Origin of the sequence: Streptomyces sp. NA02950 (assembly GCF_013364155.1) — a bacterium.
GTDB lineage: Bacteria > Actinomycetota > Actinomycetes > Streptomycetales > Streptomycetaceae > Streptomyces.
Genome location: NZ_CP054916.1, coordinates 6370421 through 6396140, shown reverse-complemented (window position 1 = coordinate 6396140; position 25720 = coordinate 6370421). Strand labels below are relative to the sequence as shown.

At 72.1% G+C, this 25720-nt stretch carries 25 protein-coding genes; 15 read left to right on the top strand and 10 right to left on the bottom strand.

What is annotated here, in order from left to right; translation table 11 throughout:
- Positions 1–238 precede the first annotated feature (238 nt).
- Complete coding sequence (locus HUT19_RS27995) at positions 239–2536, top strand: molybdopterin oxidoreductase family protein (protein ID WP_176183107.1); 2298 nt, start codon at positions 239–241, stop codon at positions 2534–2536.
- Positions 2537–2699: 163 nt separating this feature from the next.
- Here the strand turns inward: HUT19_RS27995 and HUT19_RS27990 are convergent, their stop codons facing one another.
- Positions 2700–3158 (bottom strand): MarR family winged helix-turn-helix transcriptional regulator, encoded by a 459-nt coding sequence (locus tag HUT19_RS27990; RefSeq protein WP_176183106.1) that lies wholly within the window; start codon positions 3156–3158, stop codon positions 2700–2702.
- A gap of 91 nt (positions 3159–3249) precedes the next feature.
- A complete protein-coding gene (locus HUT19_RS27985) occupies positions 3250–4245 on the bottom strand; it encodes an adenosine deaminase (protein ID WP_254885824.1) in 996 nt (331 codons plus the stop codon).
- Positions 4246–4436: 191 nt separating this feature from the next.
- Here HUT19_RS27985 and HUT19_RS27980 point away from each other — a divergent pair, with 191 nt between their 5' ends.
- Entirely contained in the window at positions 4437–5162 is a 726-nt protein-coding gene (locus tag HUT19_RS27980) for a vancomycin high temperature exclusion protein (protein WP_254886234.1), read from the top strand.
- A 61-nt stretch (positions 5163–5223) separates the two neighbouring features.
- On the opposite strand, the gene cutA is transcribed toward HUT19_RS27980, so the two are convergent.
- Positions 5224–5547, bottom strand: coding sequence for a divalent-cation tolerance protein CutA (gene cutA / locus HUT19_RS27975; protein ID WP_176183104.1), 324 nt, complete (start codon positions 5545–5547; stop codon positions 5224–5226).
- Positions 5548–5678: 131 nt separating this feature from the next.
- Between cutA and HUT19_RS27970 the strand changes: the two genes are divergently transcribed.
- Complete coding sequence (locus HUT19_RS27970) at positions 5679–6041, top strand: cupin (RefSeq protein WP_176183103.1); 363 nt, start codon at positions 5679–5681, stop codon at positions 6039–6041.
- Between the two features lie 54 nt (positions 6042–6095).
- On the opposite strand, the gene HUT19_RS27965 is transcribed toward HUT19_RS27970, so the two are convergent.
- The 5 genes from HUT19_RS27965 to HUT19_RS27945 form a co-directional block, all read right to left on the bottom strand.
- Positions 6096–7055 carry a hypothetical protein gene (locus HUT19_RS27965; protein WP_176183102.1) on the bottom strand — a complete coding sequence of 320 codons (960 nt, stop codon included), beginning with the start codon at positions 7053–7055 and terminating at the stop codon, positions 6096–6098.
- Positions 7056–7443: 388 nt separating this feature from the next.
- Positions 7444–8091, bottom strand: a complete 648-nt coding sequence (locus HUT19_RS27960) for a TIGR04222 domain-containing membrane protein (RefSeq protein WP_176183101.1) — start codon at positions 8089–8091, stop codon at positions 7444–7446.
- A gap of 160 nt (positions 8092–8251) precedes the next feature.
- A complete protein-coding gene (locus HUT19_RS27955; protein WP_176183100.1) occupies positions 8252–9034 on the bottom strand; it encodes a TSUP family transporter in 783 nt (260 codons plus the stop codon).
- Between the two features lie 147 nt (positions 9035–9181).
- Positions 9182–10432, bottom strand: a complete 1251-nt coding sequence (gene ltrA, locus HUT19_RS27950; protein WP_217712253.1) for a group II intron reverse transcriptase/maturase — start codon at positions 10430–10432, stop codon at positions 9182–9184.
- A 680-nt stretch (positions 10433–11112) separates the two neighbouring features.
- The gene (locus HUT19_RS27945; protein ID WP_176183099.1) at positions 11113–11721 is read right to left on the bottom strand and encodes a hypothetical protein; all 609 of its coding nucleotides are present in this window, start codon (positions 11719–11721) and stop codon (positions 11113–11115) included.
- A 234-nt stretch (positions 11722–11955) separates the two neighbouring features.
- Here HUT19_RS27945 and HUT19_RS27940 point away from each other — a divergent pair, with 234 nt between their 5' ends.
- The 12 genes from HUT19_RS27940 (at position 11956) to HUT19_RS27885 (ending at position 25041) form a co-directional block, all read left to right on the top strand.
- Positions 11956–12711, top strand: coding sequence for a response regulator transcription factor (locus HUT19_RS27940; protein WP_176183098.1), 756 nt, complete (start codon positions 11956–11958; stop codon positions 12709–12711).
- A 65-nt stretch (positions 12712–12776) separates the two neighbouring features.
- On the top strand, positions 12777–14090 hold the full coding sequence (locus tag HUT19_RS27935) for a cell wall metabolism sensor histidine kinase WalK (protein ID WP_176183097.1): 1314 nt from the start codon (positions 12777–12779) through the stop codon (positions 14088–14090).
- A 132-nt stretch (positions 14091–14222) separates the two neighbouring features.
- Complete coding sequence (locus tag HUT19_RS27930) at positions 14223–15704, top strand: ATP-binding protein (protein ID WP_254885823.1); 1482 nt, start codon at positions 14223–14225, stop codon at positions 15702–15704.
- Positions 15704–16150 (top strand): roadblock/LC7 domain-containing protein, encoded by a 447-nt coding sequence (locus HUT19_RS27925; RefSeq protein ID WP_176183096.1) that lies wholly within the window; start codon positions 15704–15706, stop codon positions 16148–16150. The genes HUT19_RS27930 and HUT19_RS27925 overlap by 1 nt, the downstream gene beginning before the upstream one ends.
- A complete protein-coding gene (locus HUT19_RS27920) occupies positions 16147–16506 on the top strand; it encodes a DUF742 domain-containing protein (RefSeq protein WP_176183095.1) in 360 nt (119 codons plus the stop codon). The genes HUT19_RS27925 and HUT19_RS27920 overlap by 4 nt, the downstream gene beginning before the upstream one ends.
- 124 nt (positions 16507–16630) lie before the next feature.
- Positions 16631–17227, top strand: a complete 597-nt coding sequence (locus HUT19_RS27915) for an ATP/GTP-binding protein (RefSeq protein ID WP_368661749.1) — start codon at positions 16631–16633, stop codon at positions 17225–17227.
- Positions 17224–18477, top strand: a complete 1254-nt coding sequence (locus tag HUT19_RS27910; protein WP_176183094.1) for a cytochrome P450 — start codon at positions 17224–17226, stop codon at positions 18475–18477. Before HUT19_RS27915 ends, HUT19_RS27910 begins: the two co-directional genes overlap by 4 nt.
- A 28-nt stretch (positions 18478–18505) precedes the next feature.
- Positions 18506–19795, top strand: a complete 1290-nt coding sequence (locus HUT19_RS27905) for a cytochrome P450 (RefSeq protein ID WP_176183093.1) — start codon at positions 18506–18508, stop codon at positions 19793–19795.
- Between the two features lie 103 nt (positions 19796–19898).
- On the top strand, positions 19899–21242 hold the full coding sequence (locus HUT19_RS27900; RefSeq protein ID WP_176183092.1) for an NAD(P)/FAD-dependent oxidoreductase: 1344 nt from the start codon (positions 19899–19901) through the stop codon (positions 21240–21242).
- Entirely contained in the window at positions 21239–23833 is a 2595-nt protein-coding gene (gene nirB / locus HUT19_RS27895) for a nitrite reductase large subunit NirB (RefSeq protein ID WP_176183091.1), read from the top strand. The genes HUT19_RS27900 and nirB overlap by 4 nt, the downstream gene beginning before the upstream one ends.
- Entirely contained in the window at positions 23830–24201 is a 372-nt protein-coding gene (nirD, locus tag HUT19_RS27890; protein ID WP_176183090.1) for a nitrite reductase small subunit NirD, read from the top strand. The genes nirB and nirD overlap by 4 nt, the downstream gene beginning before the upstream one ends.
- Before the next feature lie 45 nt (positions 24202–24246).
- Entirely contained in the window at positions 24247–25041 is a 795-nt protein-coding gene (locus HUT19_RS27885) for an SDR family NAD(P)-dependent oxidoreductase (RefSeq protein WP_176183089.1), read from the top strand.
- 25 nt (positions 25042–25066) lie between these two features.
- Here the strand turns inward: HUT19_RS27885 and HUT19_RS27880 are convergent, their stop codons facing one another.
- Positions 25067–25483 carry a hypothetical protein gene (locus HUT19_RS27880; RefSeq protein ID WP_176183088.1) on the bottom strand — a complete coding sequence of 139 codons (417 nt, stop codon included), beginning with the start codon at positions 25481–25483 and terminating at the stop codon, positions 25067–25069.
- A gap of 68 nt (positions 25484–25551) precedes the next feature.
- Positions 25552–25713, bottom strand: coding sequence for a hypothetical protein (locus HUT19_RS27875; protein WP_176178458.1), 162 nt, complete (start codon positions 25711–25713; stop codon positions 25552–25554).
- Between the last annotated feature and the right edge of the window lie 7 nt (positions 25714–25720).

The following is a 25720-nucleotide window of genomic DNA, read 5'->3' as shown; positions in this document are numbered from 1 at the left end:
GTCGGGGGGACCGGCGGGGCCGGTGGGGACTGGCTGACCAAGGGGACCGGGGGAACCCGGGTGGGGCGACGCCGTCATGGAAAGAGCCTGGCAGTGGCGTATTGCGTCGCCGTTGCACCGCGGTGACGAGTGGTTGCGCCGACTTCACCGACGGCCGCGGGGCGCGCTGAGGTCCGATTCCCGGAGGTGTAACGCGGGGGGACGCGGCCCGTAACACGGGCGTAGCACGCTCGCTGGTATGCAGCACGCTCCCGGGGACGCGCCCGCCTCACCCGCCTCGTCCACGTCGGCTTCGGTCGACACCCACTGTCCGTACTGCGCGTTGCAGTGCGGGATGACGCTGCGGCCGACGGCCGCGGACGGTCGTACCGGGACGGACAGCGGGGCCGAGACGGACAGCGGTGTCGAGGTGGTGGAACGCACCGCGTTCCCGGTCAACCGTGGTGCGCTGTGCGGCAAGGGGCGCACGGCGCCCGCTCTGCTCTCCTCCCGGGTGCGCCTGACCGAGCCGCTGGTCCGCCGCCCTGACACCGGTGGGCTCGAACCGGCCACCTGGGAGGAGGCCCTCGACCGGGTCGCGGAGGGCTTGGCGGCCACCGGCCGGGCGCACGGCCCGGACGCGGTGGGGGTCTTCGGCGGTGGCGGGCTGACGAACGAGAAGGCGTACGCGCTGGGGAAGTTCGCGCGGGTGGTGCTCGGCACCTCGCAGATCGACTACAACGGCCGGTTCTGCATGTCCTCGGCCGCCGCCGCCCACCAGCGGGCCTTCGGCCTCGACCGGGGTCTGCCGTTCCCGCTGGCGGACGTCTCCCGTACGGGGTGTGTGATCCTCGTCGGCTCGAACCTGGCCGAGACCATGCCGCCCGCGCTGCGCTATCTGACCGAGCTGAGGGAGGCGGGCGGACGGCTGATCGTGATCGATCCGCGCCGTACCCGCACCGCCGAGCAGGCCGATCTGCATCTCGCGCCGCGGCCCGGGACCGATCTCGCGCTGGCCCTGGGGCTGCTGCACCTGGTGGTGGCGGAGGGACGGGTGGACGAGGAGTTCATCGCCCGGCGGACCGCGGGCTGGGAGGAGGCACGGGCCGCCGCCATGGCCCATTGGCCGGAACTGGTCGAACGGATCACCGGTGTTCCGGTGCCCGAACTCCGCCGGGCGGTCAGCATGTTCTGCGACGCGGAAAACTCGATGGTGCTCACGGCGCGCGGCCCCGAGCAGCAGTCCAAGGGCACCGACACCGTCGGCGCCTGGATCAATCTGTGCCTGGCCACCGGCCGCGCGGGCCGCCCGCTGTCCGGCTACGGCTGTCTCACCGGCCAGGGCAACGGCCAGGGCGGCCGCGAACACGGCCAGAAGGCCGACCAGCTCCCCGGCTACCGCAAGCTGGACGACCCGGCGGCGCGCGCCCATGTGGCGGGCGTCTGGGGCGTCGACCCCGACGCGCTCCCGGGGCCGGGGCGCAGCGCGTACGAACTGCTGGACGCGCTCGGCGGCGACGTGCGGGGGCTGCTGCTCATGGGCTCCAACCCGCTGGTCTCCGCACCCCGCGCGGCCCACATCGAGTCCCGGCTGCGCTCGCTGGACTTCCTGGCGGTCGCGGACGTCGTGCTCTCGGAGACGGCCGCGCTCGCCGACGTCGTCCTGCCGGTGGCCCAGTGGGCCGAGGAGACGGGCACGACGACCAATCTGGAGGGGCGGGTCATCCTGCGCCGGGCGGCCGTCTCCCCGCCGCCGGGAGTGCGGACGGATCTCGCGGTGCTGAACGGGCTCGCGGCGCGGCTCGGCTGGGAGAAGGGGTTCCCGGCCGATCCGGAGGAGGTCTTCGACGAACTGCGGCGCGCGTCGGCCGGCGGACCCGCGGACTATTCGGGCATCACGTACCGGCGGATCGCGGAGGAGGACGGGGTGTTCTGGCCGTGCCCGGAGACGGCGGAGGCGGCCGGTACGGATTCGGAGGGGGCGGGCTCGGCTGACAGGGATGCGCCGGGCCCGGAGGCGGCGGACGTGACCGGGTCTCACCCGGACACGCCCGCCGCCGGAGGGGCGTCCGCACCCCGACCCGGCACGCTCCACCCCGGCACACCGCGTCTCTTCCTCGACCGGTTCGCCACCGCCGACGGCCGGGCCCGCTTCGTCCCCGTCAGCCACCGGCCCGCGGCCGAGGAGCCGGACGCGGAGTACCCCGTACTGCTCACCACGGGCCGGGTGCTGTCCCAGTACCAGTCGGGGGCCCAGACCCGGCGGGTGGCAGAGCTGAACGAGGCCGCGCCCGGCCCGTTCGTCCAGCTGCACCCGTTGCTCGCCGACCGGCTGGGCGCGGCGGAGGGCGCCTCGCTCGCGGTGGTCTCCCGTCGCGGCCGGACCGTGGCCCCGGCCCGGATCAGCCGGGACATCCGGCCGGACACGGTGTTCATGCCGTTCCACTGGGCGGGGCCGGGGCGGGCCAATACGGTCACCAATCCGGCGCTGGACCCGGTGTCGCGGATGCCGGAGTTCAAGGTGTGCGCGGTACGGGTGGAACTGGCGGAGGACTGACGCCTCCGCCCCCACCGCACCGCCTGACGGCGGGGCCCAAGCGCTCCGCGGGACGTGCCGCGAGGTGCGGTCGTTCGTCCGCTGCCGCGTCGTGGCCCGCCGCGCCCACGTGGCGGGGCCGCACATCGGCACAGCCCCGCCCCCCCTTCGGGCGCACCCCCGCTCAGTGGTGCCAGGCCTGGCCGTCGGTGTTGTGGATCATCCGCTGGAGGACCTTGAGCGCGGCCACGTACGCGTCGTCCGGGATCCCGTCGTGGATCCGCTCCCGCATCCGGAGCTGCCGCTCCGCCGCCCGTTCGCGCAACGCCCTTCCCTCGTCGGTCAGTCGGAGCCGTTCGCTGTCGTCGGAGGTGAGCAGCCCGCGTCCCAGGAGGGCGTCGATCTCCGGCTCGAGGGCGTCGCCCACGTCCAAGTAGCCCTCGAGCACGGCCCGCACCTCTTCGCGGGGCCGGCCGTCCTCGCCGCCCTCGATCACCTGGTTCAGCACCCACCACTGGGGCTGGCTCAGGTCGAACTCCGCGAGCCCCGCGCGGATGTAGGTCACGACCGCCTTGTACGCGGCCCAGCTCCAGTAGCCGATGGGCTGCCGGACCAGTTCGGCGTCGCTGTGGGAGTACTCCATCACCCTGTCCTCGCTTCGTCCGTCCGTAGGACCGGTCGCACGACCGGTCCCCCGACTGGTCTCGAACGTAGAAGTTGAACCAAAGGTGAGGTCAAGCGCCGTTCTGTCCGAATGCCTCGACTTCCTTCAGGTACGCCGCCCGCGTCTCCTCGTCCAGGAAGGCGGCACGGAAGGAGTTGCGGGCCAGGGTGCGCAGGGTGGCGTCGTCGAGGCCGAGCGCGTTCCGCACGGCGGTGTAGTTGTCGCCCACGTAGCCGCCGAAGTAGGCGGGGTCGTCGGAGTTGACCGTCACCAGCAGCCCGGCGTCCAGCATCGCGGGCAGCGGGTGGTCCTCGAGGCGGTCGACGACGCGGAGGCGGACGTTGGACAGCGGGCACACGGTCAGCGGCACCTGGTCCGCGACCAGCCGCGCGACCAGGCGCTCGTCCTCCAGGCAGCGCACTCCGTGGTCGACCCGGTCCACGCCGAGGATGTCCAGCGCCTCCCACACGTACGCGGGCGGCCCCTCCTCCCCCGCGTGCGCGACACACTTCAGCCCGGCCTCCCGGGCCCGCGCGTACACCTCCCGGAACGTCGACGGCGGATTGCCGGCCTCGGCCGAGTCCAGGCCGACGGCGGTGATCCGGTCCAGGTAAGGCCGGGCCGACTCGAAGGTCTCCAGGGCGGACTCCGCGCTCTTGTCACGCAGGAAGCACATGATGAGGCGGGTGGTGATGCCGTAGGTCTCCTGGGCGGTGTCCAGGGCCCGCGAGAGGCCCCCGACGACCGTGCCGATGGGGACACCGCGCTCGGTGTGCGCCTGCGGGTCGAAGAAGATCTCCACGTGCCGCACGCCCTGCTCCCGGGCGCGGGCCAGATAGGCGACGGCCAGGTCGGCGAAGTCGTCCTCGGTGCGCAGCACGGCCATCAGCGCGTAGTACAGGTCCAGGAAGTCCTGGAGGTCGGTGAAGGAGTACGCGGCCCGCAGCTCGTCCTGGGTGTCGTAGGGCAGCACCACACCGTTGCGCTCCGCGAGCGCGAAGGCGAGCTCGGGCTCCAGGGTGCCCTCGATGTGGAGGTGGAGCTCTGCTGTGGGGATCGGGGGCACGGCTTGATCACACCTGTTTCTCGGTCGTACGGAACACCTCCAGGCTATGCGGAATCGGCCCGACCGCTCGTACGAGGCCATGCCACGCAACCGGAAGCCGCTGGTCGGCGTCACCTTCACCGACGGTGGTCGGTGAGGGGCGAAACAGGGCCGGGGGACGGATGCGGAGCGCGGGGGAGCGGTTCCAGCGGATGCGGTGGATCGCCACGGCGCCGTGGTACGGGCTGCGGCGGCGGCTGCGGCGGTTGTTCCGGCGGCGTACCCGGCGGGAGCAGCGGCGCCTGTTCCAGATCGGCGTACTGCTGTGCGTGCTGGCGCTGCTCCCCGCGACCTGGCTGCGGCTGACCACCGAGGACCGGATCCGTACCGTGGCGGACGTGCCCGCGGCCCCGGTCGGGGTGGTCTTCGGGGCGGGGCTGTGGAACGGTTCGCCGTCCCCGTACCTGGCGCACCGGCTGGACACCGCGGTACGGCTCTACCGGGACGGCAAGGTCCGCGCCCTGCTGGTGACCGGGGACAACAGCCGACACGACTACGACGAGCCGGACGCGATGCGCGCCTACCTCGTGAAACGCGGTGTTCCCGAGCGGCGGATCGTGCGCGACTACGCGGGCTTCGACACCTGGGACTCGTGCAGCCGCGCCCGGCGGATCTTCGGGGTGCACCGGGCGGTGCTGGTGAGCCAGGGGTTCCATATCCGGCGGGCGCTGGCGCTGTGCGATGCCGCGGGGATCGACGCGTACGGGGTGGCGGTGGCCGAGCCGCACGACGTGACCTGGAGCTACGGCGCGCTGCGGGAGGTCGTGGCGGCGAACAAGGCGGCCGTCGACGCGGCCTTCCGGCCCGATCCGGACTTCCTGGGGCCGCGGGAGCGGGGCATCGAGGAGGCGCTCGCCGGGGACGGCGACCCCCGCTGATCAGGGGCGATCGGCGCTCGGGGCGATCGGCGCTGCGGGCCCGGTGCCCTGGGTTCCGCGCTCAGCCGATCGTCGTCTCGGTGACCACCCAGGCCAGGTAGTCCTCGCTGCCATGGGTGATCGGCGTGGCGATGACCTCGGGGGTGTCGTAGTCGTGCGCCTCCCGGAGGTGCGCCTCCAGCTCCTCGTACCGGACCGCGGTCGTCTTGAACAGGACCTGCCACTCGGCCGCGGTCTCGATGGCCCCCTCCCAGCGGTACACCGACGTGACCGGCTGGCTGATCTGCGCGCAGGCCGCCAGCCGCGCCTCCACGGCCCCGCGCGCCAGCGCCTCTGCCTTCTCGGGGGTGTCGGTGGTGGTCAGGACGGTCAGATAGTCGGCCACGGCTGCTGAACCTCTCTCCTGGGCCCCACGGGCTTCCCCGGGACATGCCGGTGAACTGGCGCACACCACGCTAGCCGGTGACCATTGAGGGAACCCGCCGACGATCAGACCAGGCCGATCGAGGGGCACTCATGGATGACCTCACCGCGCTCGCGCGCCACCATCTGGACCAGGCGAAGTCCGATCCGCACGGGCGCAGCGCACATCTGTTCCTGCACGACGGGCCGCTGCGGCAGAGTGTGATCGCGATGGTCTCCGGCTGTGAGCTCGACGAGCACAACGCGCCCCCGGCGGCGAGTCTGCACGTGCTGCACGGGCACGTCCGGCTGACCGGCACCGGCGGCGAGAGCACGGATCTCATCGCGGGGCAGGTGCACCGCATTCCGCACGAGCGACACGGGCTGCGTGCGCTGGAGGACTCGGTGGTGCTGCTGACGGCCGTGACCGCGACGGTCGGCTGTCCCACGCCCGCCGAGAACAGGGCCACCGCCTGACGTCCGCCGACGCCCGCCGACGGCCGCCGACGGCCGCCGACGGCCGCGCGCGGCTCAGGCGACCGGGCGGCGCAGTGCGCGCAGCACCTGGCCGTCGGAGGCCGTACGGGACTTCCGCAGCATCCGCCGCAGCTCGTCCCGGTCCACCGCGTCCAGTGGGTCCGGTACGCCCCGTCTCCTGGGTGCGCCGTGGGCTGTGACGGTGAGCCGGAGCCCGCCGCGATGGCAGGTCAGGACGACCGCACGGCTTCCGTCGCCCCGCGTCCCGGCCGACTCGGTGATCCGCCCGTCGCGCCACTCGCCCCGTGCGTTCCGCGCGTCCCGCCCGTTCCCCCCGGCGGAACCGCGGCTGACGGCGAACACCACGTCGGGCCGTTCGCGCCCCGCCCCGGTGTACACGTACCGGACCCAGAAGTCCTCGTTCGCCAGATCGCCTTCGCCCTCGTCCATCCGGTACCCGGCGGGCGGATCCGGCAGTATCAGCTCCTGCCGCGCCAGGGAGGTGCGAGTCATCAGCGCGTGGACCTCCTCCGCCTGGCGCGCCTTGTGGGTCACGGCGGTGCCGTACGCCACCACACCGAGCACGGCCACCCCGGAAATGACACGGACCACTACGCCCGCGATGAACAACGCAGCCACCAACGCGTACGGCACCCCGCACAGCGCCGCGCGGGACAGCGGGCCGCCCACGTCCAGCGCCCCCGCGCGCTCGGCACCGACCCCCGCCGCGAGTCCGACCGTGCCGCCGCAGAACACCACCAGGGCCCATCCGAGCCGCCCCGCGGCCGTACGGCACATCGGCACCGTACGGCGGACGGGGACCACGCCGTACGCGAGCGCCGCCACCATGGCCGACGCGACGACGGCCGATGCCACCAGCACCCCGGCCGTACCCCGCCCCCACCACGCCACGAGGGCGAGCCGGTGGCCCACGGGCACCAGCAGCGCCCCCAGCAGCCACACCAGCCCGGTGTAGAGGGGGATGCGTATCCATCGTTTCCCGGCGGTCTCCACCGCCCGATGGTGCGTCCGCGCGGGGGCCGGGCGCCTGAGTACCCCTACTCAAATCCGCGTGTGCGCACCTCGGGAGTGCTCGCCACGGTGAGGGGTTCCCAACCGGCCGCGGCCGTACGCGAGTTCGGCGGCCGCGGCTCCTGACGCAAGCCACGGGCAACTCCGTTGCGGCTGGGGGGCCGTCCGGGGTGTTCCGGCCCGGCGCCACGGCCGTCGGTGGAGCCTCGGGACGGCCCCAGCGCTCCGCGGGAAGTGCCGCGAGGTGCGGCGGTCATTCGTCCGCGGCGGCGTCGCGGCCGGCCGCGCCCACGCGGCGGAGCCGCACCTCGACACAGCCCGGCGCTCCTTCGGGGCGCACCCGAACCACACCGGACTTCGGCGAGGCCGCTCAGTCGCCGCCACCGCCGCCCCCGCCACCGCAGCCGTGACCGCCACCACCACAGCCGTGGCCACCATCGGAACCGCATCCGGGGTGCCCACCGGAATCCGTATCGTCGTCCGGGGCGAGGGCCACGCCCGTCCACATCACCCGCCACCCCGGATCGGACGGCTCCGGCGCCGCCTCCCACACCGCACGGCGCAGCACCCGGTCCGGGACGGCGGCGGGGCCGTCGAAGACATACGCGGGGAACTCCCCGCCCTCCCGGACCGCTTCCAGATGCCGTCTGCCCACCCGGGTGGGGCGGCGGCGATGCGAGGTGAGCAGGCCGTACGACACCAGCCGCCGCTCGATCTCCGCCACCGCCCGGCCACCCATCAGTTCGCCGAAGACGACGTCGGCGCGCACGATCCGGGGACACAGCCCGAGCAGCGCACGCTCGATCGGCTCGATCGGCTCGACCGGACGGTCGCCGTCCGTACCACCGACGGCTCGCACCCGCGCGCGCCTGACCACCACGACGCCCCGCTCGCTGAGCGCTATCAGGGCGGTTTCGACAACGCGTTGCGGCCCGCCCGCCAGGCAGGCGATGTCGTAGAGCCCGAGTGTCGGCGGTGTCGCCCCTCTGGCCGACGACCGCCGGAATTCCGCTCGCATCCCCGTCCCCCGATCCATCCGACACATGCCCCACTGTCAGTGTTGTCGGGTTGTTGAGGGATGAACCCTGGATGGCCCTGCTTTGGAGGAAAAACTGAGCTGTTGGCGGTCGCGTGCGGCTCAGACGGTCGTTTCCCCCCGGCGAGCCGCTCCCGCGCCGTCAGGAACCCCATTGGTCGTACCCCAACTTGCACACCAGGGAGACCACGACCACCACCAGCACCCCGCGCACGAACCCGCTCCCCCGCTTCAGCGCCATCCGCGCGCCCACCATGCCGCCCGTGAGGTTGAAACAGGCCAGGACGGCGGCCAGGCGCCAGAGGACGGTGCCTTGGAGGCCGAAGGTGAGGAGGGCGCCCACGTTGGTGCAGACGTTGACCACCTTGGCGGTGGCGGACGAGGTGACCAGGTCGGTGCCGAGGGTGGCGGCCAGGGCGAGGACCAGGAAGGTGCCGGTGCCGGGGCCGATGAGGCCGTCGTAGAAGCCGATGCCCAGGCCCACGCCGAGTACGGCGGTGAGGACGCGGTGGCGGGAGACGGGGCCGGTCAGCGCGGGGGCGGCACCGAAGGTGGGGCGCAGGAGGACAAACGCGAGGACCGCCAGCAGGACGGCCATGATGAGCGGGCGGAGAACACCGCTGTCGATACCGGAAGCGAGATACGCACCCGCGAGCGAGCCGATGGCGGCGGCCACGCCGATGCGGAAGGCGATCCGCAGATCCAGGGGCGCCTTGCGGGTGTAGGTGACGGCGGCGCCCGTGGTGCCGCAGATGGCGACCGCCTTGTTGGTGCCGAGGATGAACGTCGGCTGGAGATGCGGGAGTCCCACCAGCAGGGCGGGGAGCATCAGCAGGCCCCCGCCCCCCACGACGGCGTCGATCCAGCCGGCCGCCGCCGCGGCCAGACAGAGCAGGAGCAGCGTCGTCAGGGGTATGTCAGGCATGATCAGGAGCCTAGAACGGCCCGGGTCGGGGGAATGGCGAGGCCCCGCGACGGACAGCCGCCTCCTGTACACACAATCGAGTAGGAGGGACGGGTCGCCCGTCCCTCCTCTCACACCACCGGACATGCGGGCCACGCATCCGGCGGTTCATCCAGCTGATCTCAACCGTTGCCAGGTCGGCTTGAGCGTGCGCAGACCAAGATCGTCCCAGTAGGCATTGGGCAGTGCCCGCGCAAGGACGGGAGACCCCGCGACCCGCCAGTAGCCCTTGCTGGTGCCTCCCCATTCACGGGAGAGCCGCTCGCTGATGCCGAGCTTTCGCAGCATGGCCTGGCGCGTCCTGGGACGCTTCCATTCCTTCCAGCGGATCTGCCGCATCCTGCGGCGGAACCACTCGTCCAGGTCCCGGAACGCCCTGGAGGCATCCGAGATCCGGAAGTAGCCCATCCACCCGGTCATGAACCGGTCGATCTTCGCGATCCGTTCGTCCATCGCGATGCTCCACCGGCGTGAGGTCAGCTCCCGGATCTTCGCCTTCCAGCGCGCCAGCGCCTTCGGGTCAATCCGGATCCTGACCCCGTTCCGGGTGAAGTAGAAGCCGAACCCCAGCAGCATGGCGGCGGACGCTCGGACAACTCTTGACTTCTCCCGGTTGACCTTCAGTTTCAACCGCTGCTCGACCACGGCCGTGACCGAGGCAAGCACCCTGTGGGCGGCCCGTTCGCTCCGCACGAAGACGCGCACATCGTCGGCGTAACGCACGAACCGGTGACCGCGCCTGAACAGCTCCCGGTCCAGGTCGTCGAGCATGACGTTCGACAAGACGGGCGAAAGCGGCGACCCCTGCGGGGTTCCCTCCGCACTCGGCATCTTCACGCCGTCCACCATGATCCCGGCTTCCAGGTACCTGCGGATCAACTTCAAGACCCTGCGGTCACTGACTTTCCGCGCGACCCGCGCCATCAGGACATCGTGCTGAACCCGGTCGAAGAACCGGTCCAGATCAAGGTCCACGACCCACCGGTGGCCGTCCTCGATCGCCCGCCTCGCGACCCTGACCGCCTGATGAGCGGACCGGCCGGGACGGAACCCGAAGGACGACCCCGAAAACTGCGGGTCGAAAACGGGCACGAGCACTTGCGCGATAGCCTGCTGGATCAAGCGGTCCAGCACCCGCGGCACCCCCAGCATCCGCTCACCGCCGCCAGGCTTCGGGATGATCACCTGACGGACCGGCGCCGGCCGGTAAGTGCCCGCATCGAGCTCAGCCCGGACAACGGGCCAGTGCACCAGCAACCACGGACGAAGCTCCGCCGTGGTCATCCCGTCCACCCCGGGAGCCCCCCGGTTCGCTTCGACGCGGTTGAGCGCCGCGAGCAGGTTCTCCTTCGAGAGCATCAACTCCCACAAGGCGGGTTCCTGTTCGCGGTGAACGTCTTCCGTGAGACGCGCCGACCGGACACTACGCTCCGCCAGGACATCGCCGGAATGCACCGGTCCCTCCCCGGACGGCACCACTGACGCGGACTTGCTGCGGTCATCGTGCCCGGCACGAGCAGACATCACATCACCCGTTCCACTCGATGTTCGGCCCTTCCCAGCCCGCCGCACTCACGGCCACCCCGGCTGGTACTACGACCTCTGCTGACTTCTGCCCGGTCAGCCCGCACCTTCCAGTGCGGACCGTCGGCGCGGCGGCACCTCAGCACAACCGACACCCGGACAGACCTCCCCGGATAAGAACGATCACTGTCCCTGGACCGCTGCCGCGTTTACGCACTGGCCTTCTTGGCAGTGACGGGCTTCACCCTCGTCGGCGGGCTCACCCGACCAGCACGCCTCATACACGGTTCGTGTTCCTCAGTGCCCAGGTCTCGCCTCGGGCTTCCTCCCGACCCCACCTCACGATGACGCCGTTGCCTCCGGCTCGGGGTTAGCACCACCTCTTCCCCCAGGGGACTTCCACCCCCAAGCAATCGCCCATGCCGGGCATACCGACAGGGCCCGGCGCGCGGTGCGCGCCGGGCCCGCGGCCGGGACCCCCTGCTGCCGACCGGTCCATCGGGTACGGGTGACCGTCAGTCCGCGGCCACCTCGGACGGCTTGGCCACCCGGTGTCCGTCCTTGATCACAATGCACATTTTGCCCGGCTTCACGGGCTTGCCCACCTTGATGATCCTGACGGACTTCGCGTGCTTCACGACCTCTCCGAGCTTCACGCGCTCACCGTGCTTGCCCGGCAGGGCAGGCAGGGCGGGGATCGCCTTTTTGTCCCCGCCCCGCCCGGCGCCCTTGTGCACGATGAGCGCGGCGCAGCCCTTGCCGGGCTTGGTGGCCTTGCCGGACCTGAGCGCCTCGGTGGCCTTGTTCCACTCGATGACCTTGGCCCCCTTGGGGAGCTTGTGGACCTTGGTCACCTTGCCGGGCGCCGGCTCACCGCACGCGAACCGCGCGGGGGCGGACTCCTCCCCGCGGATGGTGATCGTGTCCCGGGCCTCCGCTTCGCCGTTCGCGCGCGGGGCGTCGCAGATGATCCGGACGCGATCGCCGTTCTTCTCCGCGGAGGCCGAGGCGGAGGCGGAGGAGGAAGCCGAGGCGGGCGCCGCTCCCAGGGCCAGGGCACCCGCGGCCACGGTGAACAGGATGGTGCGTCGCTTCGCGGTCGCGGAGCGGGTCGTCGTCGACATCGTCACATGTCTCCTTCTCGTCGGGCGACCGAACTCCGTTGCCTGTCGGTGGAGTTCGGGCCGGTGGACCTCGGTCCGACGGCGCGTTCACGGTGTCGCATCGATGCTGAGTCCTCGCTGAAAGAGCTGAGTCCCCGCTGAAGGGCCTGCTCCGGGCCGAGGGCAGCTGCTGCGCGCCGAGGGCGCCCGGTCCGTTTCAGCGGGGATTCAGCGGGCGCGTGCCATCCTGAGCCGGTGCGCATACTCGTGGTGGAAGACGACGCCCGGCTCCGGGAACTCCTGCGGGAGGGGCTGGAGGAAGAGGGCTTCACCGTCGAGGAGGCCGGGGACGGGCCGGGCGGTCTGACGATGGGCCTGGCCGCGGCGGGCGCCGACACCCGCGGCCCCGCCGACGCCCACGGCTTCGCCGACCGCCCCTCCCCCGGCGCACCCACCGGCGCCGAGTACGCCGCGATCGTGCTCGATGTGATGCTTCCCGGGATGTCCGGCTACCAGGTCTGCTCCCGGCTGCGCGAGGCGGGCGTCTGGACGCCGATCCTGATGCTGACCGCCAAGGACGGTGAGTACGACGAGGCCGACGGGCTCGATGTCGGGGCCGACGACTACCTCACCAAGCCGTTCTCGTACGTCGTCCTGATCGCCCGCGTCCGCGCCCTGGTCCGGCGCGGCGGGCTGGACCGGCCCGAACTGCTGGAGCTGGGCGACCTGCGGCTGGAACCGGCCGCGCTGGCCTGCTCGCGCGGCGGCCAGAACGTCACCCTCACGGCCAAGGAGTTCGCCGTACTGGAATGTCTGGCCCGCCGCGCCGGACAGGTGATCTCCAAGTCCGAGATCGTGCAAACGGTGTGGGACACCGCCTACGACGGAGGCGCCAACCTCGTCGAGGTGTACATCAGAAGCCTGCGCCGGAAGATCGATGTGCCGTACGGAAGGACCGCGATCCGCACCATCCGCGGCGCCGGGTATCTGCTGGCCCGCGACGGCGGCTAGGGGCGTGCACACCCGTGGCGGCAAAAGAGGCGGAGGGGCAGAGGGGCGGAGGGAGTGGGCGCGGTATGAGACTCACCGGTGGGATGAGCGTCCGCGCCAAGGCCGTGGTGGCGGCGGCCGGGACCGTCACGTTCGCCATCGGGCTGTGTGTGCTCGCCCTCGTACTGACCCTCCAGCAGAACCTGCGCGAGAGCGCGAAGACCGACGCCCGGAAGACCGCCGTCTCCGTCAGGGACCAGCTCAGCGCGGCCGGGCTGCACCCCGGCGAACCGGTGGTCATCATGCCCGACAAGGTCTTCATCCAGGACCAGGCGGGGCGGGAGGTCAGCCCCACGGCTGTCTACAAGGAGCTGCCGCGCAAGGTGATCTCGCCCGGCGCCGAGATCACCGGCCCGCCCCCGAGGGCTACCGAATCCATCACCACCGGCTCGACCTACCGCGTGAAGGTGAACCCGTCGACCACCGCCCTCGACAACGCCAAACGGCTGCTGCTGCGCGAGGTCGCCCCCGCGGCCGCCGGTCTGGTGCTGTTCGTGGCCGGTCTGACCTGGCTGCTCGTCGGACGGGCGCTGCGCCCGGTGGCCGCCATCCAGCGGGAGGTCACGGAGATCACCGAACGCGATCTGCACCGCCGGGTCCCGGTCCCCGGGGCGCGGGATGAGATCTCCCGGCTCGCACGGACCATGAACGCCACCCTGGACCGGCTGCACCAGGCCATGACCCGGCAGCGGCAGTTCGTCGCGGACGCCTCGCACGAGCTGCGCAGCCCCATCGCGGCCGTACGCGCACAGCTCGAACTCGCCATGGCCCGTCCACACCGCACCGACTGGCCGTCCGCCGTGCACAAGGCGCTCCGGGACACCGAGCGGCTCCAGGCGGTCGCCTCCGATCTGCTGCTGCTCGCCCGGCTGGACGCGCAGGAGGCGCCGCCCCGTTCACCGGTGGACCTCGCGGCGCTGACGGCCGAGGAGGCACGGCGCCACCCCGACACGGTCACGGTCACCGGCAACACCGCCGACGCCACCGCCGTTGTGCACGGCAGCCGCGTCCAGCTCTCCCGGCTGCTGACCAACCTCACCGACAATGCCCGTCGGCACGCCCACGCCAGCGTCTCCCTCACCGTCCACGTCCACGGCCATTCGGTCGAACTGGCCGTGGACGACGACGGACCCGGCATTCCCGAAGCCGACCGCGAGCGGGTCTTCGAGCGCTTCACCCGGCTGGACCACGCCCGTGCCCGTCAGGACGGCGGCACCGGCCTGGGGCTCGCTATCGCGAATGACATCGCTCACGCCCACGGTGGGACGCTCACCGTCCACACCAGCCCGACGGGCGGCGCTCGCCTGCTGTTGTGTCTGCCGCGGGCCGGTTCCGGGTAACCTCGCGGCGTCAACGGGCCTTGCCCGCTCCGTCCGTAACGGTGAGAGTTTGGCAACTACGGGATTCTTCTGATCAGTTGGTCAGTAGTATCTGCCCGTTCTTGGCCGTGTCCCGGATGGAGGTGTCATAGGGTGCTGTCGGGGGCGGAGGCCGTCGCCGTGGCCGCGTCCGCACTGCTGGCGCTGGTGTTGTCGCTGTGCCTGATGTGGGTGTCCCGATTGCGCAGAGCCGTCGGCGAGGCACGGGCCGAGACCGAACGGGAACAAGCCGTCTCCGAACGAGAACGCGCCACCGCGGAAGAGCAACGAGCCCTGGCGGCCGAACGCGGCGAAGAAGTGACGCGGCTGGCCGCCGTACGGGCGGACCTGGACGAGGCGGCGCGCCGGGAACGGATCCTGCGGGACTCGGTGCAGGCGTCGTTCGAGTCGGTGGCCCGGAACATGCACGCCATGTCGATGGTGCAGCAGCAGGTGCTGGACGGCCTGGGGCAGTACGTCAGTGACGCCCGGCTGATGGCCGAGGTGATGAAGGCCGACCACGCCGCCGCCCAGATGACCCGCAAGGCGCAGACCCTGCTGGTGATGTGCGGGATCTGGCCCGCGCGGCGCGAGACCCGGCCGGTGACGCTCTTCGACTGTGTACGCGGTGCGCAGTCGCGGATCCTGGAGTTCGGCCGGGTGGAGGTGCACGGCGGGCAGACCCTCCACGTGGTGGCGCCCGCTGTCGAGGGCCTGATGCACACGGTCGCCGAACTCCTGGAGAACGCCACCGTCTTCTCCCCCTCCCGCACCCAGGTGGCCGTCTCCATCCGGGAGGTGGCCGCCGGCGCCGTCATCGAGATCGACGACGCGGGGCTCGGGATGCCGCCCGATGTCCTGGAGCAGGCCCTCGGGCAGTTGCGCGAAGGGCTGGATCTGGCGCAGTTGGGCGCGGTGCCGCGGCTGGGGCTCGCCTGTGTCGGCCGCTGGTCGCGGGAGCTGGGCTTCGGGGTCGAGCTGTCCACGGCGTCGGCGTACGGCGGGGCCCGGGTGGTGGTCTTCGTTCCGCACCGGCTGCTGACGGAGTTCACGGTCGGCGTACCGGTGTCGGGCGCGGAGACGGTCGTCGTGGAGCCCGCCGCCATGGCCGTCGATCCGCTCGCCGTGGACAACGGGGCGACGGGTCCCACGGAGCCGGACACGCCGGACCCGGACCTGGACACGGACCTGGACCCGGCCCCGGGGACGGACACGGCACGGCCAGGGGGCCCGGCCGCCACCGGGCTGCCCCAGCGCCGCAACCGCCGCCGTACGCCACCGCCGCGGGCCGCCGCACCGGCCGCCGCCCCACCGGCCGCGGTCCCGCCCCCGGCCACCGGCGCCACCATCGCGACCGACGGCGACAAGTGGACGCCCGAGGCCGCCCGCGCCTCCGTCGCCAGTGTGGTCGCGGGCACCCGCCGCGGCCGGGACGAGGTGGCGCGGTCCCTGTGGACCGGCTCCGCATCCGGAGCCGGATCCGGGGGCGGAGGCAGATCCGAGAACGGAGGCGGGGAACGGGACCGGGCCCGGGTGGCCGACCACGACCGGAGCCCGGACCGAGAAGACCAAGAGGATCGAGAAGGAGGCCGGTAGTGGCCGGAACCATATCCAGGCTGCCCGACGTTGGATGGATGCTGCGTCCCCTGACCCAGATCCCCGGGGTGCGGCATGCCGTCGTCGTCTCGGAGGACGGTCTGCGCATGGGGCACGGCTCCGCCGAGGGGCTGACGGGCGAGGTGGCCCAACTGGGCGTCGCCGAGGCCGAGTCGCTGGCCGCCGCCTGTGCCGCGCTGACGGTGACCAGCCAGTCCACGGTGGCGCTGCTGTTCGGCGAGGAGGCTGGGGTGCGACAGCTGATGATCGAGTCGGACAGCGGGTTCGTCCTGTTCACCTCGGCCGGTCAGGGCGCCTCCCTGGGGGTGGCCACCGACACCGAGGCGGATGTCGGCCTGGTGGCCCAGCAGATGCAGTTGCTGGTGGCGAAGATCGGCGCCCACCTGAGCAGTCAGCCGCGGGAGCCGATCAGCCCGGCGTCATGACCGGTCCCGGGGAGGAACGGACCACGGCCGCGGTGCGCCCCTATGTGATCACAGGGGGGCGCGCGGGTTCCTCACGGGATGCTCTGCCGCTGGAAACGCTCGTCATGGTCTCCGGGAGCACGCTGCCTCCGACACTTCAGCCCGAATACCGGCGGATCGCCCATTTCTGCCGGGGGTTGCTGTCGGTGGCGGAGGTTGCCGCACACCTCGGTCAGCCACCGGCCGTGGTGCAGGTGCTGCTCGCCGATCTCATCGACTGGGGGCACATCGTGGCGCGCCCGCCGATCAGGGCGGCCGAGCGTGCCGATATGGACTTGCTGAGGAAGGTGCTCAATGGGCTTGAGAGCAAGCTCTGAGATCTCGATGGCCGATACGGACGACACAACGGAGCCGGGCGATATGGGCGATACCGGCGGGACGCGCGGCGCGGGAGACGCGGCCGGGGCCGACGGTGCGGGCGGGATGGACGACATGGCGGGCATGGCGGACGACATGGACGCCACCGCCGTCATGTATGTGCAGCCCAGTGTGTCCGGCGCGGCCAAGATCCTAATCGTCGGGCCGATGGGGGTCGGCAAGACCACGCTGATCGGCACGGTGTCGGAGATCACGCCGCTCTCCACCGAGGCGACCATGAGCCGGGCGGGGGCACGGCTCGACACCCTCGTCCGGCCGTCGAAGACCACGACCACCGTGGCGCTGGACTTCGGACGCATCACATTGGGCGGCGAGTTGGTGCTCTATCTGTTCGGCACGCCGGGTCAGCAGCGCTTTCTCCCCGCGTGGAAGGACCTGGCGCGCGGCGCCCTGGGCGCGCTCGCGCTGGTGGACACCCGCGATCTGGAGGCGTCCTTCGACGCCATAGGCCATCTGGAGGACCTGGATGTGCCGTTCTCGGTGGCGGTCAACGCCTTCCCGGACAGTGTGCTGCACAGCGAGGAGGATCTGCGGTCCGCACTCGATCTGCTGCCGCACACCCCGCTGGTGATCTGTGACGCCCGGGAGCACAAGTCGTCGGTGCAGGCGCTGATCTCGCTGGTGTCCCATCTCATCGAGACCGTCGCGGAGGCGCCATGACGGCCGTGTCCCGCCGGGTGCCGCTGTACGGGGCGGCGCTGGAAGGGCGGAGGACCGAGCTGTACGAGCGGATGCGGCGCGAACACGGCGCGGTGGTCCCGGTGGACATCTCCCCGGGCATCGAGGCGTGGCTGGTCATCGGCCACCGCGAACTGCTCCATCTCACCCGCGACGAGCAGTACTTCTCGCACGATCCGCGCCGCTGGACCCCGCTGCGCGACGGCCGGGTGCCGACCAACTCACCGCTGATGCCGCTGGTCGGCTGGCGTCCGGCGCTGCTGTTCGCCGACGGTCAGCAGCACCGCCGGATGCGCTCGGCGGTGGTCGACGCGCTGGGCCGGGTCAACGGCCATGAGCTGATCCGTACGGTGCGGGCGACGGCGGAGCGGCTGGTGGCCGGGTTCGCCGGCCGGTACGAAGCCGATCTGGTGGCGGAGTACGCCCGGATCCTGCCGCTCCAGGTGGTCACGGAGCTGCTGGGTCTCGACGAGGAGAACGGACCGCGTCTCGTCGAGGCGATCAGGGCCATCGCCAACGCCCCGACCGTGGCCGCCACCAGCGCCAACCGGACCATGGGCCGCATCCTGCTGGAGCTGATCGCGGAGAAGAAGCGGCGGCCGGGCGCGGATCTGACCTCCTGGCTGCTGGAGCACCCCATCGGCCTCGGCGACGAGGAGGTGCTGCACAACCTGGTCGTGATCATTGTCGCGGGGAATCAGACCACCGTGAACTGGATCGCCGACACCACCCGGATCCTGCTCACCGATCCGGCGTTCCGCTCCTCGCTCGCCCATGGCCAGATGACCGTGGACGACGCGCTCGACCTGGTGCTGTGGCGCTATCCGCCGACCGCCAACTTCCCCGGCCGCTACGCCACCCGCGATCTGCGCTTCGGCGGCCAGGACATCCGGGCCGGGGACATGCTCATCCTGGGTCTTGCGGGGGCCAACGCCGATCCGGAGGTGCTGCCCGAGGACGGCCGCCCGGTCGTCGGCAACCGCTCGCACCTGGCCTTCGGCGCGGGTCCGCACACCTGCCCGGCGCGGGATCCGGCCCGGCTGATCACCCGCACCGCCGTGGACACCCTCCGCCACCGGCTGCCCGATATGGAGATCGCGGTGCCGGAGGAGCAGCTGCCGTGGATCACCTCGCCCTGGTCCAAGGGGCTGGCCGCGCTGCCGGTGCGGTTCTCCGCGCCTCAGCTGGCCGCCGACGCCCCGGCCCGGAACACCCCCGAGAACCGTCCGTGACGCCCTCGCAGCCGTAGGAGGCAGCCAGATGACCGACGGCCGATGCCCCGTGCCGCACGCCGTACCGCCGCACCGTCTGGACCCCGCCGGGGCCGCCCAGCACGCGGTCAACGACCGGCTGCGCGCCCGCGGGGCCGCGGTCCCGATCCTGCTGCCCGGTGAGGTGTCCGCGTACGCCATCACCCGGCACGAGGAGCTGAAGGAGTTCCTCACCCACCCCGACGTGGCCAAGAACGCGTGCCACTTCGCCGCCCTCGAGAGCGGTGAGATCCCGCCGGGCTGGCCACTGGCCACCTTCGCCACCGTGCGGGGCATGACCACCGCCGACGGCGCGGACCACCGGCGGCTGCGCTCCCTGGTGACCCGGGCGTTCACCCCGCGCCGGGTGGAGGCGATGCGCCCCGCGGTGGCGGAGCTGACCGGATCGCTGCTGGACGGGCTGGAGCGGGCGGCCGCCGAGGCCCCGGACGGGGTGGCCGATCTGCGCCGCCATCTGGCGCTGCCGCTGCCCATGGGGGTGATCTGCCGGATGCTGGGGGTCGACGCCGAGTACCAGGACCGGCTGCACGAGGTGTCCAACGAGATCGTCTCCACCCGGACCGGTCCGGAGCGGGCGGTGGCCGCCAACCGCGAGATGGTGGCCCTTCTGGGCCAGGTGGCCGCGGCCCGGCTGGCGTCCCCGGGCGACGATCTGACCAGCGCGCTGATCGCGGCGCGCGAGGAGAACGGCGACCGGCTGAGCGAGAGCGAGCTGATCGGCACCCTGCTGCTGATGATCGTCGCCGGCCACGAGACCACGCTCAGCCTGATCACCAACGCGGTACGGGCGCTGTGCAACCACCGCGACCAGCTGGAGCTGGTCCGCCGGACAACCGCGGCAGGAGCCGGTTCGGAAACCGATCGGGACGGTCCGACCTGGGGCGATGTGGTCGAGGAGACCCTGCGCTGGGACGCCCCCGTCAGCTACTTCCCGTTCCGCTACCCCACCCGCGACCTGGCGGTCGGCGACACCGTCATCCCCCGCGGCGCGCCCGTGCTCGTCTCGTACACCTCCGCCGGACGCGATCCGCGGGCCCACGGCGCGGACGCGGACCGCTTCGACATCACCCGGGCCGCCGCCGGCCGCCATGTCTCCTTCGGTCACGGCGCCCACTACTGCCTGGGCGCCCCGCTGGCCCGGATGGAGGCCACCATCGCACTGGAGGCGCTGTTCACCCGCTTCCCCCAACTGGCGGTGGCGGTGCCGGACGAGGAGCTGGTGCCGCACCCCAGCTTCGTCGGCAACAGCCCGCTGGAGCTGCCGGTCCGGCTGGGCTGACGGGGCGGCTCACAGTCACCCACGGGGCGCGCTGAGGGCAGCGTTGCCTACGGGAAACGATGGTGATGCTGCCGGGTAACAGGCAACCCGCACGCTTCCTGCTATGAGGTCGAACAGGGAGCCGGAGCGCCACCACCACCGTGTGGTGATCGTCGGCGGCGGTATGGCGGGCACCCGGCTGGCACAGCAGCTCGCCGCCGCGCCGCCGGCGCCGGGCGCCGAGCCGGTCGCGGTGACGCTGATCGGCGAGGAGCCGCACCCCGCGTACAACCGGGTGCTGCTCGCCGAGGTGCTGGCCGGGCGGTACGCCCCGGAGGTCATCGCGCTCCCGGCCCCGGCCGCCGCGGTCCACCGGCTGAGCGGAGTGCGGGCGGTCCGTATCGACCGCGACACCGCGCGGGTGCTGTGCGACGACGGACGCGGCGTCCCCTACGACACGCTGGTGCTGGCCACCGGCTCCAACCCGGTGCTGCCGCCGCTGCGCGGCCTGTTCGCGCCCGATGGCCATGAGCTGCCGGAGGGGGTGCACGCCTTCCGCACCATGGACGACTGTCTGGCCCTGGGTGCGGCCGTCCGCCCCGGGGCGCGGGCCGTGGTCATCGGGGGCGGGCTGCTGGGGGTGTCCGCCGCCCGTGCGCTAACCGAGCGCGGCGCCCAGGTGGTGCTGGCGCACCAGGGCGAGCACCTGATGGAACGGCAGCTCGACCCGGGCGCCTCACGGATGCTGCGGGACCATGTGGCGGCGCTGGGGGTGGAGGTCCACACCGAGTGCCGGGTCCGTGGCCTGCGGACCCGCCCGCTGGACGGCGGCGGACGCGCGGTGAGCGCCGTCGAGCTGGCCGACGGCTACGCCCTGGAGGCCGAACTCACCGTCCTGGCCTGCGGAGTCCGGCCGCGCGTGGGTCTGGCGCGAGCCGCCGGACTGGATGTGGCACACGGCATCGTGGTCGACGACGAACTGCGGACGAGCGATCCGCGGGTGTTCGCGATCGGCGACTGCGCGGAACACGACGGAGTGGTGTACGGCCTGGCGCAGGCGGCCCAGGAACAGGCGGACGTGGCCGCGCGGCTGCTCGCCTCCCGCGGCTCCGCCCCGGAGCCCGCCCCGCAGCTGCCGGAACGGCCGGAGTCCCCGGAAAGGCCGGGTTCCTACACCGGCACCCGCACCCTGACCCGCCTCACCCTGACCTCCGCCCCGCACCCCCTGGACCTGGCGTCCTTCGGCGAAACCACCCCCGCCCCCGGCGACGACGTCATCCACCTCACCGATGCCACCCGCAACGCATACCGCAAGGTCGTCGTCCGGGGCGATCGCCTCGTCGGCGGCATCCTCCTCGGCGATCTCGGCACCGTCGGCGCGCTCGCCCGCACCTGGGAGGGCGACGAGCCGCTCCCCTCCACCCCGCTGCTCCACCTGCTCACCAACGATGGAGGCTCCTGCTCATGACGCAGCCGACGATTGTGCTGATCGGCCACGGGATGGTCGGCCAGCGGTTCCTCGAAGCACTCGTCGACCGGAACCTCACCGAGACCGCCCGTGTGGTGGTGTTCTGCGAGGAGCCCCGGGCGGCCTACGACCGGGTCCAGCTGACCTCGTACTTCTCCGGCCGCACCGCCGACGATCTCTCCCTCGTCGAGGACGGGTTCATGGCCCGGCACGGGATCGAACTGCACCTCGGCGACCCGGCCGAGTCCGTGGACCGCGCCGCGCGCACGGTGACCGCCCGCTCCGGGCTCACCGTCGGCTACGACACGCTGGTGCTGGCCACCGGCTCGTACCCGTTCGTCCCGCCCGTCCCCGGCAAGGACAGCGAGGGCTGCTTCGTCTACCGCACCGTCGAGGACCTGTTCGCCATCGAGGAGTACGCCAAGAACTGCACCTCGGGCACGGTGGTCGGCGGCGGGCTGCTCGGCCTGGAGGCGGCCGGCGCCCTCAAGGGGCTCGGACTCACCACGCACATCGTGGAGTTCAACGCACGGCTGATGGCGATCCAGGTGGACGACGGCGGTGGCGCCGCGCTGCGCCGCACCGTCGAGGACATGGGCCTGATCGTGCACACCGGCGTCGGCGGCAAGGAGATCACGGCGGACGCCGACGGCGCGGTCACCGGGATGGCGCTGTCCGACGGTTCGGCCATCGACACCGACCTCGTCATCTTCTCGGCCGGGGTGCGCCCCCGTGACCAACTGGCCCGCGACTGCGGTCTGGAGGTGGGCGAGCGCGGCGGGATCACCGTGGACGAGCGCTGCCGCACCAGCGACCCCGCGGTGTACGCGATCGGCGAATGCGCGCTGGCCGCCGACGGCCGGGTGTACGGCCTCGTCGCACCCGGCTACGAGATGGCCGAGGTGGCCGCGCACGAGATCGCGGGGAGTGCGCACGCCGGCTTCACCGGCGCGGACACCTCCACCAAGCTCAAGCTGCTGGGGGTGGACGTGGCCAGCTTCGGCGACGCCCACGGCACCGCCGACGGCTGTCTGGACGTGGTGTACTCCGACTCCCGCGCCGGCGTCTACAAGAAGCTGGTGGTCAGCGGCGACGGCACCCTGCTGGGCGGGGTGCTGGTCGGCGACGCCGAGGCGTACGGCATGCTGCGGCCGCTGACCGGCTCGGTGCCGCCGGTCGCCCCCGAGCAGCTGGTGCTCCCGGCGGGGGCCGGTGCGCCCGCCGCCCTCGGCCCGTCCGCGCTGCCGGACGAGGCGGTCATCTGCAACTGCCACAACGTCACCAAGGGCGCGATCCGTTCGGCCGTCACCGACCACCAGTGCACCACCGTCCCCGAGGTGAAGAAGTGCACCAAGGCGGGCACCGGCTGCGGCAGCTGTGTCGAAGCGCTCACCTCGCTGGTCAACGACGAGCTGGAGGCGAGCGGGGTCACCGTCGACAAGGGGCTGTGCGGCTGCTTCGGCTACACCCGCGCCGAGCTGTACGAGATCGTGCGCACCCTGCGGATCACCACCTACGCACAGCTGCTGGACAGCCACGGCCGCGAGGAGGCCCGGCGCGGCGACGGCTGCGAGGTGTGCAAGCCGGCGGTCGGCTCGATCATCGCCTCGCTCGCCCCGACACTGGGCGCCAGCGGCTATGTCCTGGACGGTGAGCAGGCCGCGCTCCAGGACACCAATGACCACTTCCTGGCCAACCTCCAGCGCAACGGCTCGTACTCGATCGTGCCGCGGATCCCCGGCGGGGAGATCACCCCCGAGAAGCTGATCGTGATCGGGGAGGTGGCCCGGGACTTCGGGCTCTACACCAAGATCACCGGCGGGCAGCGGATCGATCTCTTCGGAGCCCGGGTGGACCAGCTGCCGGTGATCTGGGCGCGGCTGGTGGACGCCGGATTCGAGTCGGGGCACGCGTACGGCAAGGCGCTGCGCACCGTGAAGTCGTGTGTGGGACAGACCTGGTGCCGCTACGGGGTGCAGGACTCGGTGCGGATGGCGATCGACCTGGAGCTGCGCTACCGGGGGCTGCGCTCCCCGCACAAGCTGAAGTCGGCCGTCTCGGGGTGTGCGCGCGAATGCGCGGAGGCACGCGGCAAGGACTTCGGGGTGATCGCCACCTCCAACGGCTGGAACCTCTACGTCGGGGGCAACGGCGGCGCCGATCCGCGCCACGCCGATCTGCTGGCCCAGGACCTGGACGACGAGGAGCTGATCCGGCTCATCGACCGGTTCCTGATGTTCTACATCCGCACCGCCGACCGGCTGGAGCGCACCTCGGCCTGGCTGGAGCGGATCGACGGCGGTCTCGACCACGTCCGGGACGTGGTGGTGAACGACTCTCTGGGGCTGTGCGCCGAGCTCGAGGCCCTGATGGCCGACCATGTGGCGGGCTACCGCGACGAGTGGGCCGAGACGCTGAACGACCCGGAGCGGCTGAGCCGCTTCGTCTCCTTCGTCAACGCGCCCGAGGCACCGGACCCCACGGTGCGGTTCGTGCCCGAGCGTGACCAGATGAAGCCGGATCTGACGATTCTGTCCGGCCCGTCCATCCCCGTCCGTGACCGCACCCTCGAAGGGACCTCCAGCCGATGACCATGGCTCCCGAGCGGACCGATGTCCGTGTGGAACTCCTCGTCGACCAGAAGTGGTTCGCGATCTGCGAGCTGACCGATCTCATCCCGGGACGCGGGGTGGCGGCGCTGCTGCCGGACGGCACCCAGGTGGCGGTCTTCCTGGACCGCGCGGGGCGTACGTACGCCGTAGGCAACCGCGATCCGTTCACCGGCGCGTATGTGCTCTCGCGCGGACTGCTGGGCACCGCGGGCGGGCGTCCGTTCGTGGCCTCGCCGCTGCTGAAGCAGCGCTTCGACCTAGAGACCGGTCGCTGCCTGGACGACGAGACGGTGACCGTCACGGCGTACACGACCCGCACCGAGAGCCGGGTGCCGGGCCTGGTGTGACCCGTTGTGGCCTGAGTGAAGTGAGGGGCGGTTAGGGTCCCTTGTATGGATCTGAGGCTCACGGGGAAGCGTGCGTTGGTGACCGGTGGCAGCGGCGGTATCGGCGCCTCGATCGCCCGCCTGCTGGCGGCCGAGGGCTGCGCGGTGCTGGTGCACGGCCGCGAAGCGGCGCGGGCCGAGGAGGTCGTGGCGGCGCTGCGCGGGGCGGGCGCGCGGGCCGAGGCGGTGCTCGGCGACCTCGGCGATGACGAGTCCGCCGCGCGGGTGGCCCGGCGGGCGGCGGAGTGGGGTACGGACATCCTGGTCAACAACGCGGGCCCGTTCGCCGAACACGACTGGGACTCCGCCACGCCCGAGGACTGGCTGACGGCCATGAACGGCAATCTGCTCTCCGCGGTCCGGATGGTCCGCGTCCTGGTGCCCGGGATGCGCGAGCGCGGCTGGGGCCGGGTCATCAACGTCGGCAGCCGCGCGGCCGTCACCGCGCTGCCCAACATGGTCGAGTACTCGGCGGCCAAGGCGGCCGTGGTCAACGCCACCACCAGCCTCGCCCGCCATCTGTCCGGCACCGGGATCACCGCGAACACCGTCAGCCCGGGGGTCGTCGTGAGCCCCGGGATGCGCCGCATGTTCGAGGAGCGCGCGGCCGAGGAGGGCTGGGAGGGCGACTGGCCCGCGATCGAACGGCGGGTGACGCGGGAGTACGCGCCGAACCCGAGCGGACGGCTGGGCACCGGTGAGGACATCGCCGCCGCGGTGGCCTATCTGGCCAGCCCGCTGGCCGACTACGTCAACGGGACCAATCTGCGGGTCGACGGGGGCATCACACCGGTGCCGTAGCGGTCGTCAGGGGCCGCGGGGCCCCTCACGTCCGCCGCTGTGGGCAGGGCATTTCGGGGCGTAAGCGGTGGGGACCGCAGGCGATCAGGCACACGGAGAGAAACCGCTGCCCGGTGAGGTACCACCCTCCGGCGACATCCTCCCCCGCGGCGACGGCGTTGGCTGCGCCCTGAATCTTCGCGGACAGCGTTTCGGGGGCGCGGTCGTGGTCGGAGGCGAAGGAGGCGGCGTGCTCGCGGGCCCGGTTGCCGAACCAGTCGGCGGCCTGGGCGGGGTCGGGCCAGGTTCCCCGGATGAAGGAGGGGGGCTTGAGCAGCCAGTGGGCGAGTTCGAGGGGAACGACTTCGGTGCTTGTGAACTCGGGGTGGATGGGTCGTCTGGGGCCGTCCTTCAGGAGGGCGTGGCCTGAGCCGAGCCAGGTGTAGCCGTGGTGGTGGTGCAATGTGCCGCCTTCGCTGGCCGAAGAGGGCAGCCCCTGCGCATGGGCCGAGACTGCCCTGCCTACCGGGGTTATCGACGGCCGCAGCCGTCACCGCCACCGCAGCCGCCGCCCGAAGGGGGCGAGGGCGCGTCGGTGTCGGGCATGGTGTCGCCGTCGTCCGGGTCCTGACGTAAGACGGTCTTGTCTCCTGTCGGCCGCATGGGGATGATTCCCTTCTGTGCTGTCGGCACGGGGACT

Excerpts from the sequence above, each read along its gene's own strand:
- HUT19_RS27995 (WP_176183107.1), top strand. The coding sequence starts at position 239 with ATGCAGCACGCTCCCGGGGACGCGCCCGCCTCACCCGCCTCGTCCACG.
- HUT19_RS27990 (WP_176183106.1), bottom strand. The coding sequence starts at position 3,158 with ATGGAGTACTCCCACAGCGACGCCGAACTGGTCCGGCAGCCCATCGGC.
- HUT19_RS27980 (WP_254886234.1), top strand. The coding sequence starts at position 4,437 with ATGCGGTGGATCGCCACGGCGCCGTGGTACGGGCTGCGGCGGCGGCTG.
- HUT19_RS27970 (WP_176183103.1), top strand. The coding sequence starts at position 5,679 with ATGGATGACCTCACCGCGCTCGCGCGCCACCATCTGGACCAGGCGAAG.
- HUT19_RS27960 (WP_176183101.1), bottom strand. The coding sequence starts at position 8,091 with ATGCGAGCGGAATTCCGGCGGTCGTCGGCCAGAGGGGCGACACCGCCG.
- HUT19_RS27955 (WP_176183100.1), bottom strand. The coding sequence starts at position 9,034 with ATGCCTGACATACCCCTGACGACGCTGCTCCTGCTCTGTCTGGCCGCG.
- ltrA (WP_217712253.1), bottom strand. The coding sequence starts at position 10,432 with ATGCTCTCGAAGGAGAACCTGCTCGCGGCGCTCAACCGCGTCGAAGCG.
- HUT19_RS27945 (WP_176183099.1), bottom strand. The coding sequence starts at position 11,721 with ATGTCGACGACGACCCGCTCCGCGACCGCGAAGCGACGCACCATCCTG.
- HUT19_RS27935 (WP_176183097.1), top strand. The coding sequence starts at position 12,777 with ATGAGACTCACCGGTGGGATGAGCGTCCGCGCCAAGGCCGTGGTGGCG.
- HUT19_RS27920 (WP_176183095.1), top strand. The coding sequence starts at position 16,147 with ATGACCGGTCCCGGGGAGGAACGGACCACGGCCGCGGTGCGCCCCTAT.
- HUT19_RS27915 (WP_368661749.1), top strand. The coding sequence starts at position 16,631 with ATGGCGGACGACATGGACGCCACCGCCGTCATGTATGTGCAGCCCAGT.
- HUT19_RS27910 (WP_176183094.1), top strand. The coding sequence starts at position 17,224 with ATGACGGCCGTGTCCCGCCGGGTGCCGCTGTACGGGGCGGCGCTGGAA.
- HUT19_RS27905 (WP_176183093.1), top strand. The coding sequence starts at position 18,506 with ATGACCGACGGCCGATGCCCCGTGCCGCACGCCGTACCGCCGCACCGT.
- HUT19_RS27900 (WP_176183092.1), top strand. The coding sequence starts at position 19,899 with ATGAGGTCGAACAGGGAGCCGGAGCGCCACCACCACCGTGTGGTGATC.
- nirB (WP_176183091.1), top strand. The coding sequence starts at position 21,239 with ATGACGCAGCCGACGATTGTGCTGATCGGCCACGGGATGGTCGGCCAG.
- nirD (WP_176183090.1), top strand. The coding sequence starts at position 23,830 with ATGACCATGGCTCCCGAGCGGACCGATGTCCGTGTGGAACTCCTCGTC.
- HUT19_RS27885 (WP_176183089.1), top strand. The coding sequence starts at position 24,247 with ATGGATCTGAGGCTCACGGGGAAGCGTGCGTTGGTGACCGGTGGCAGC.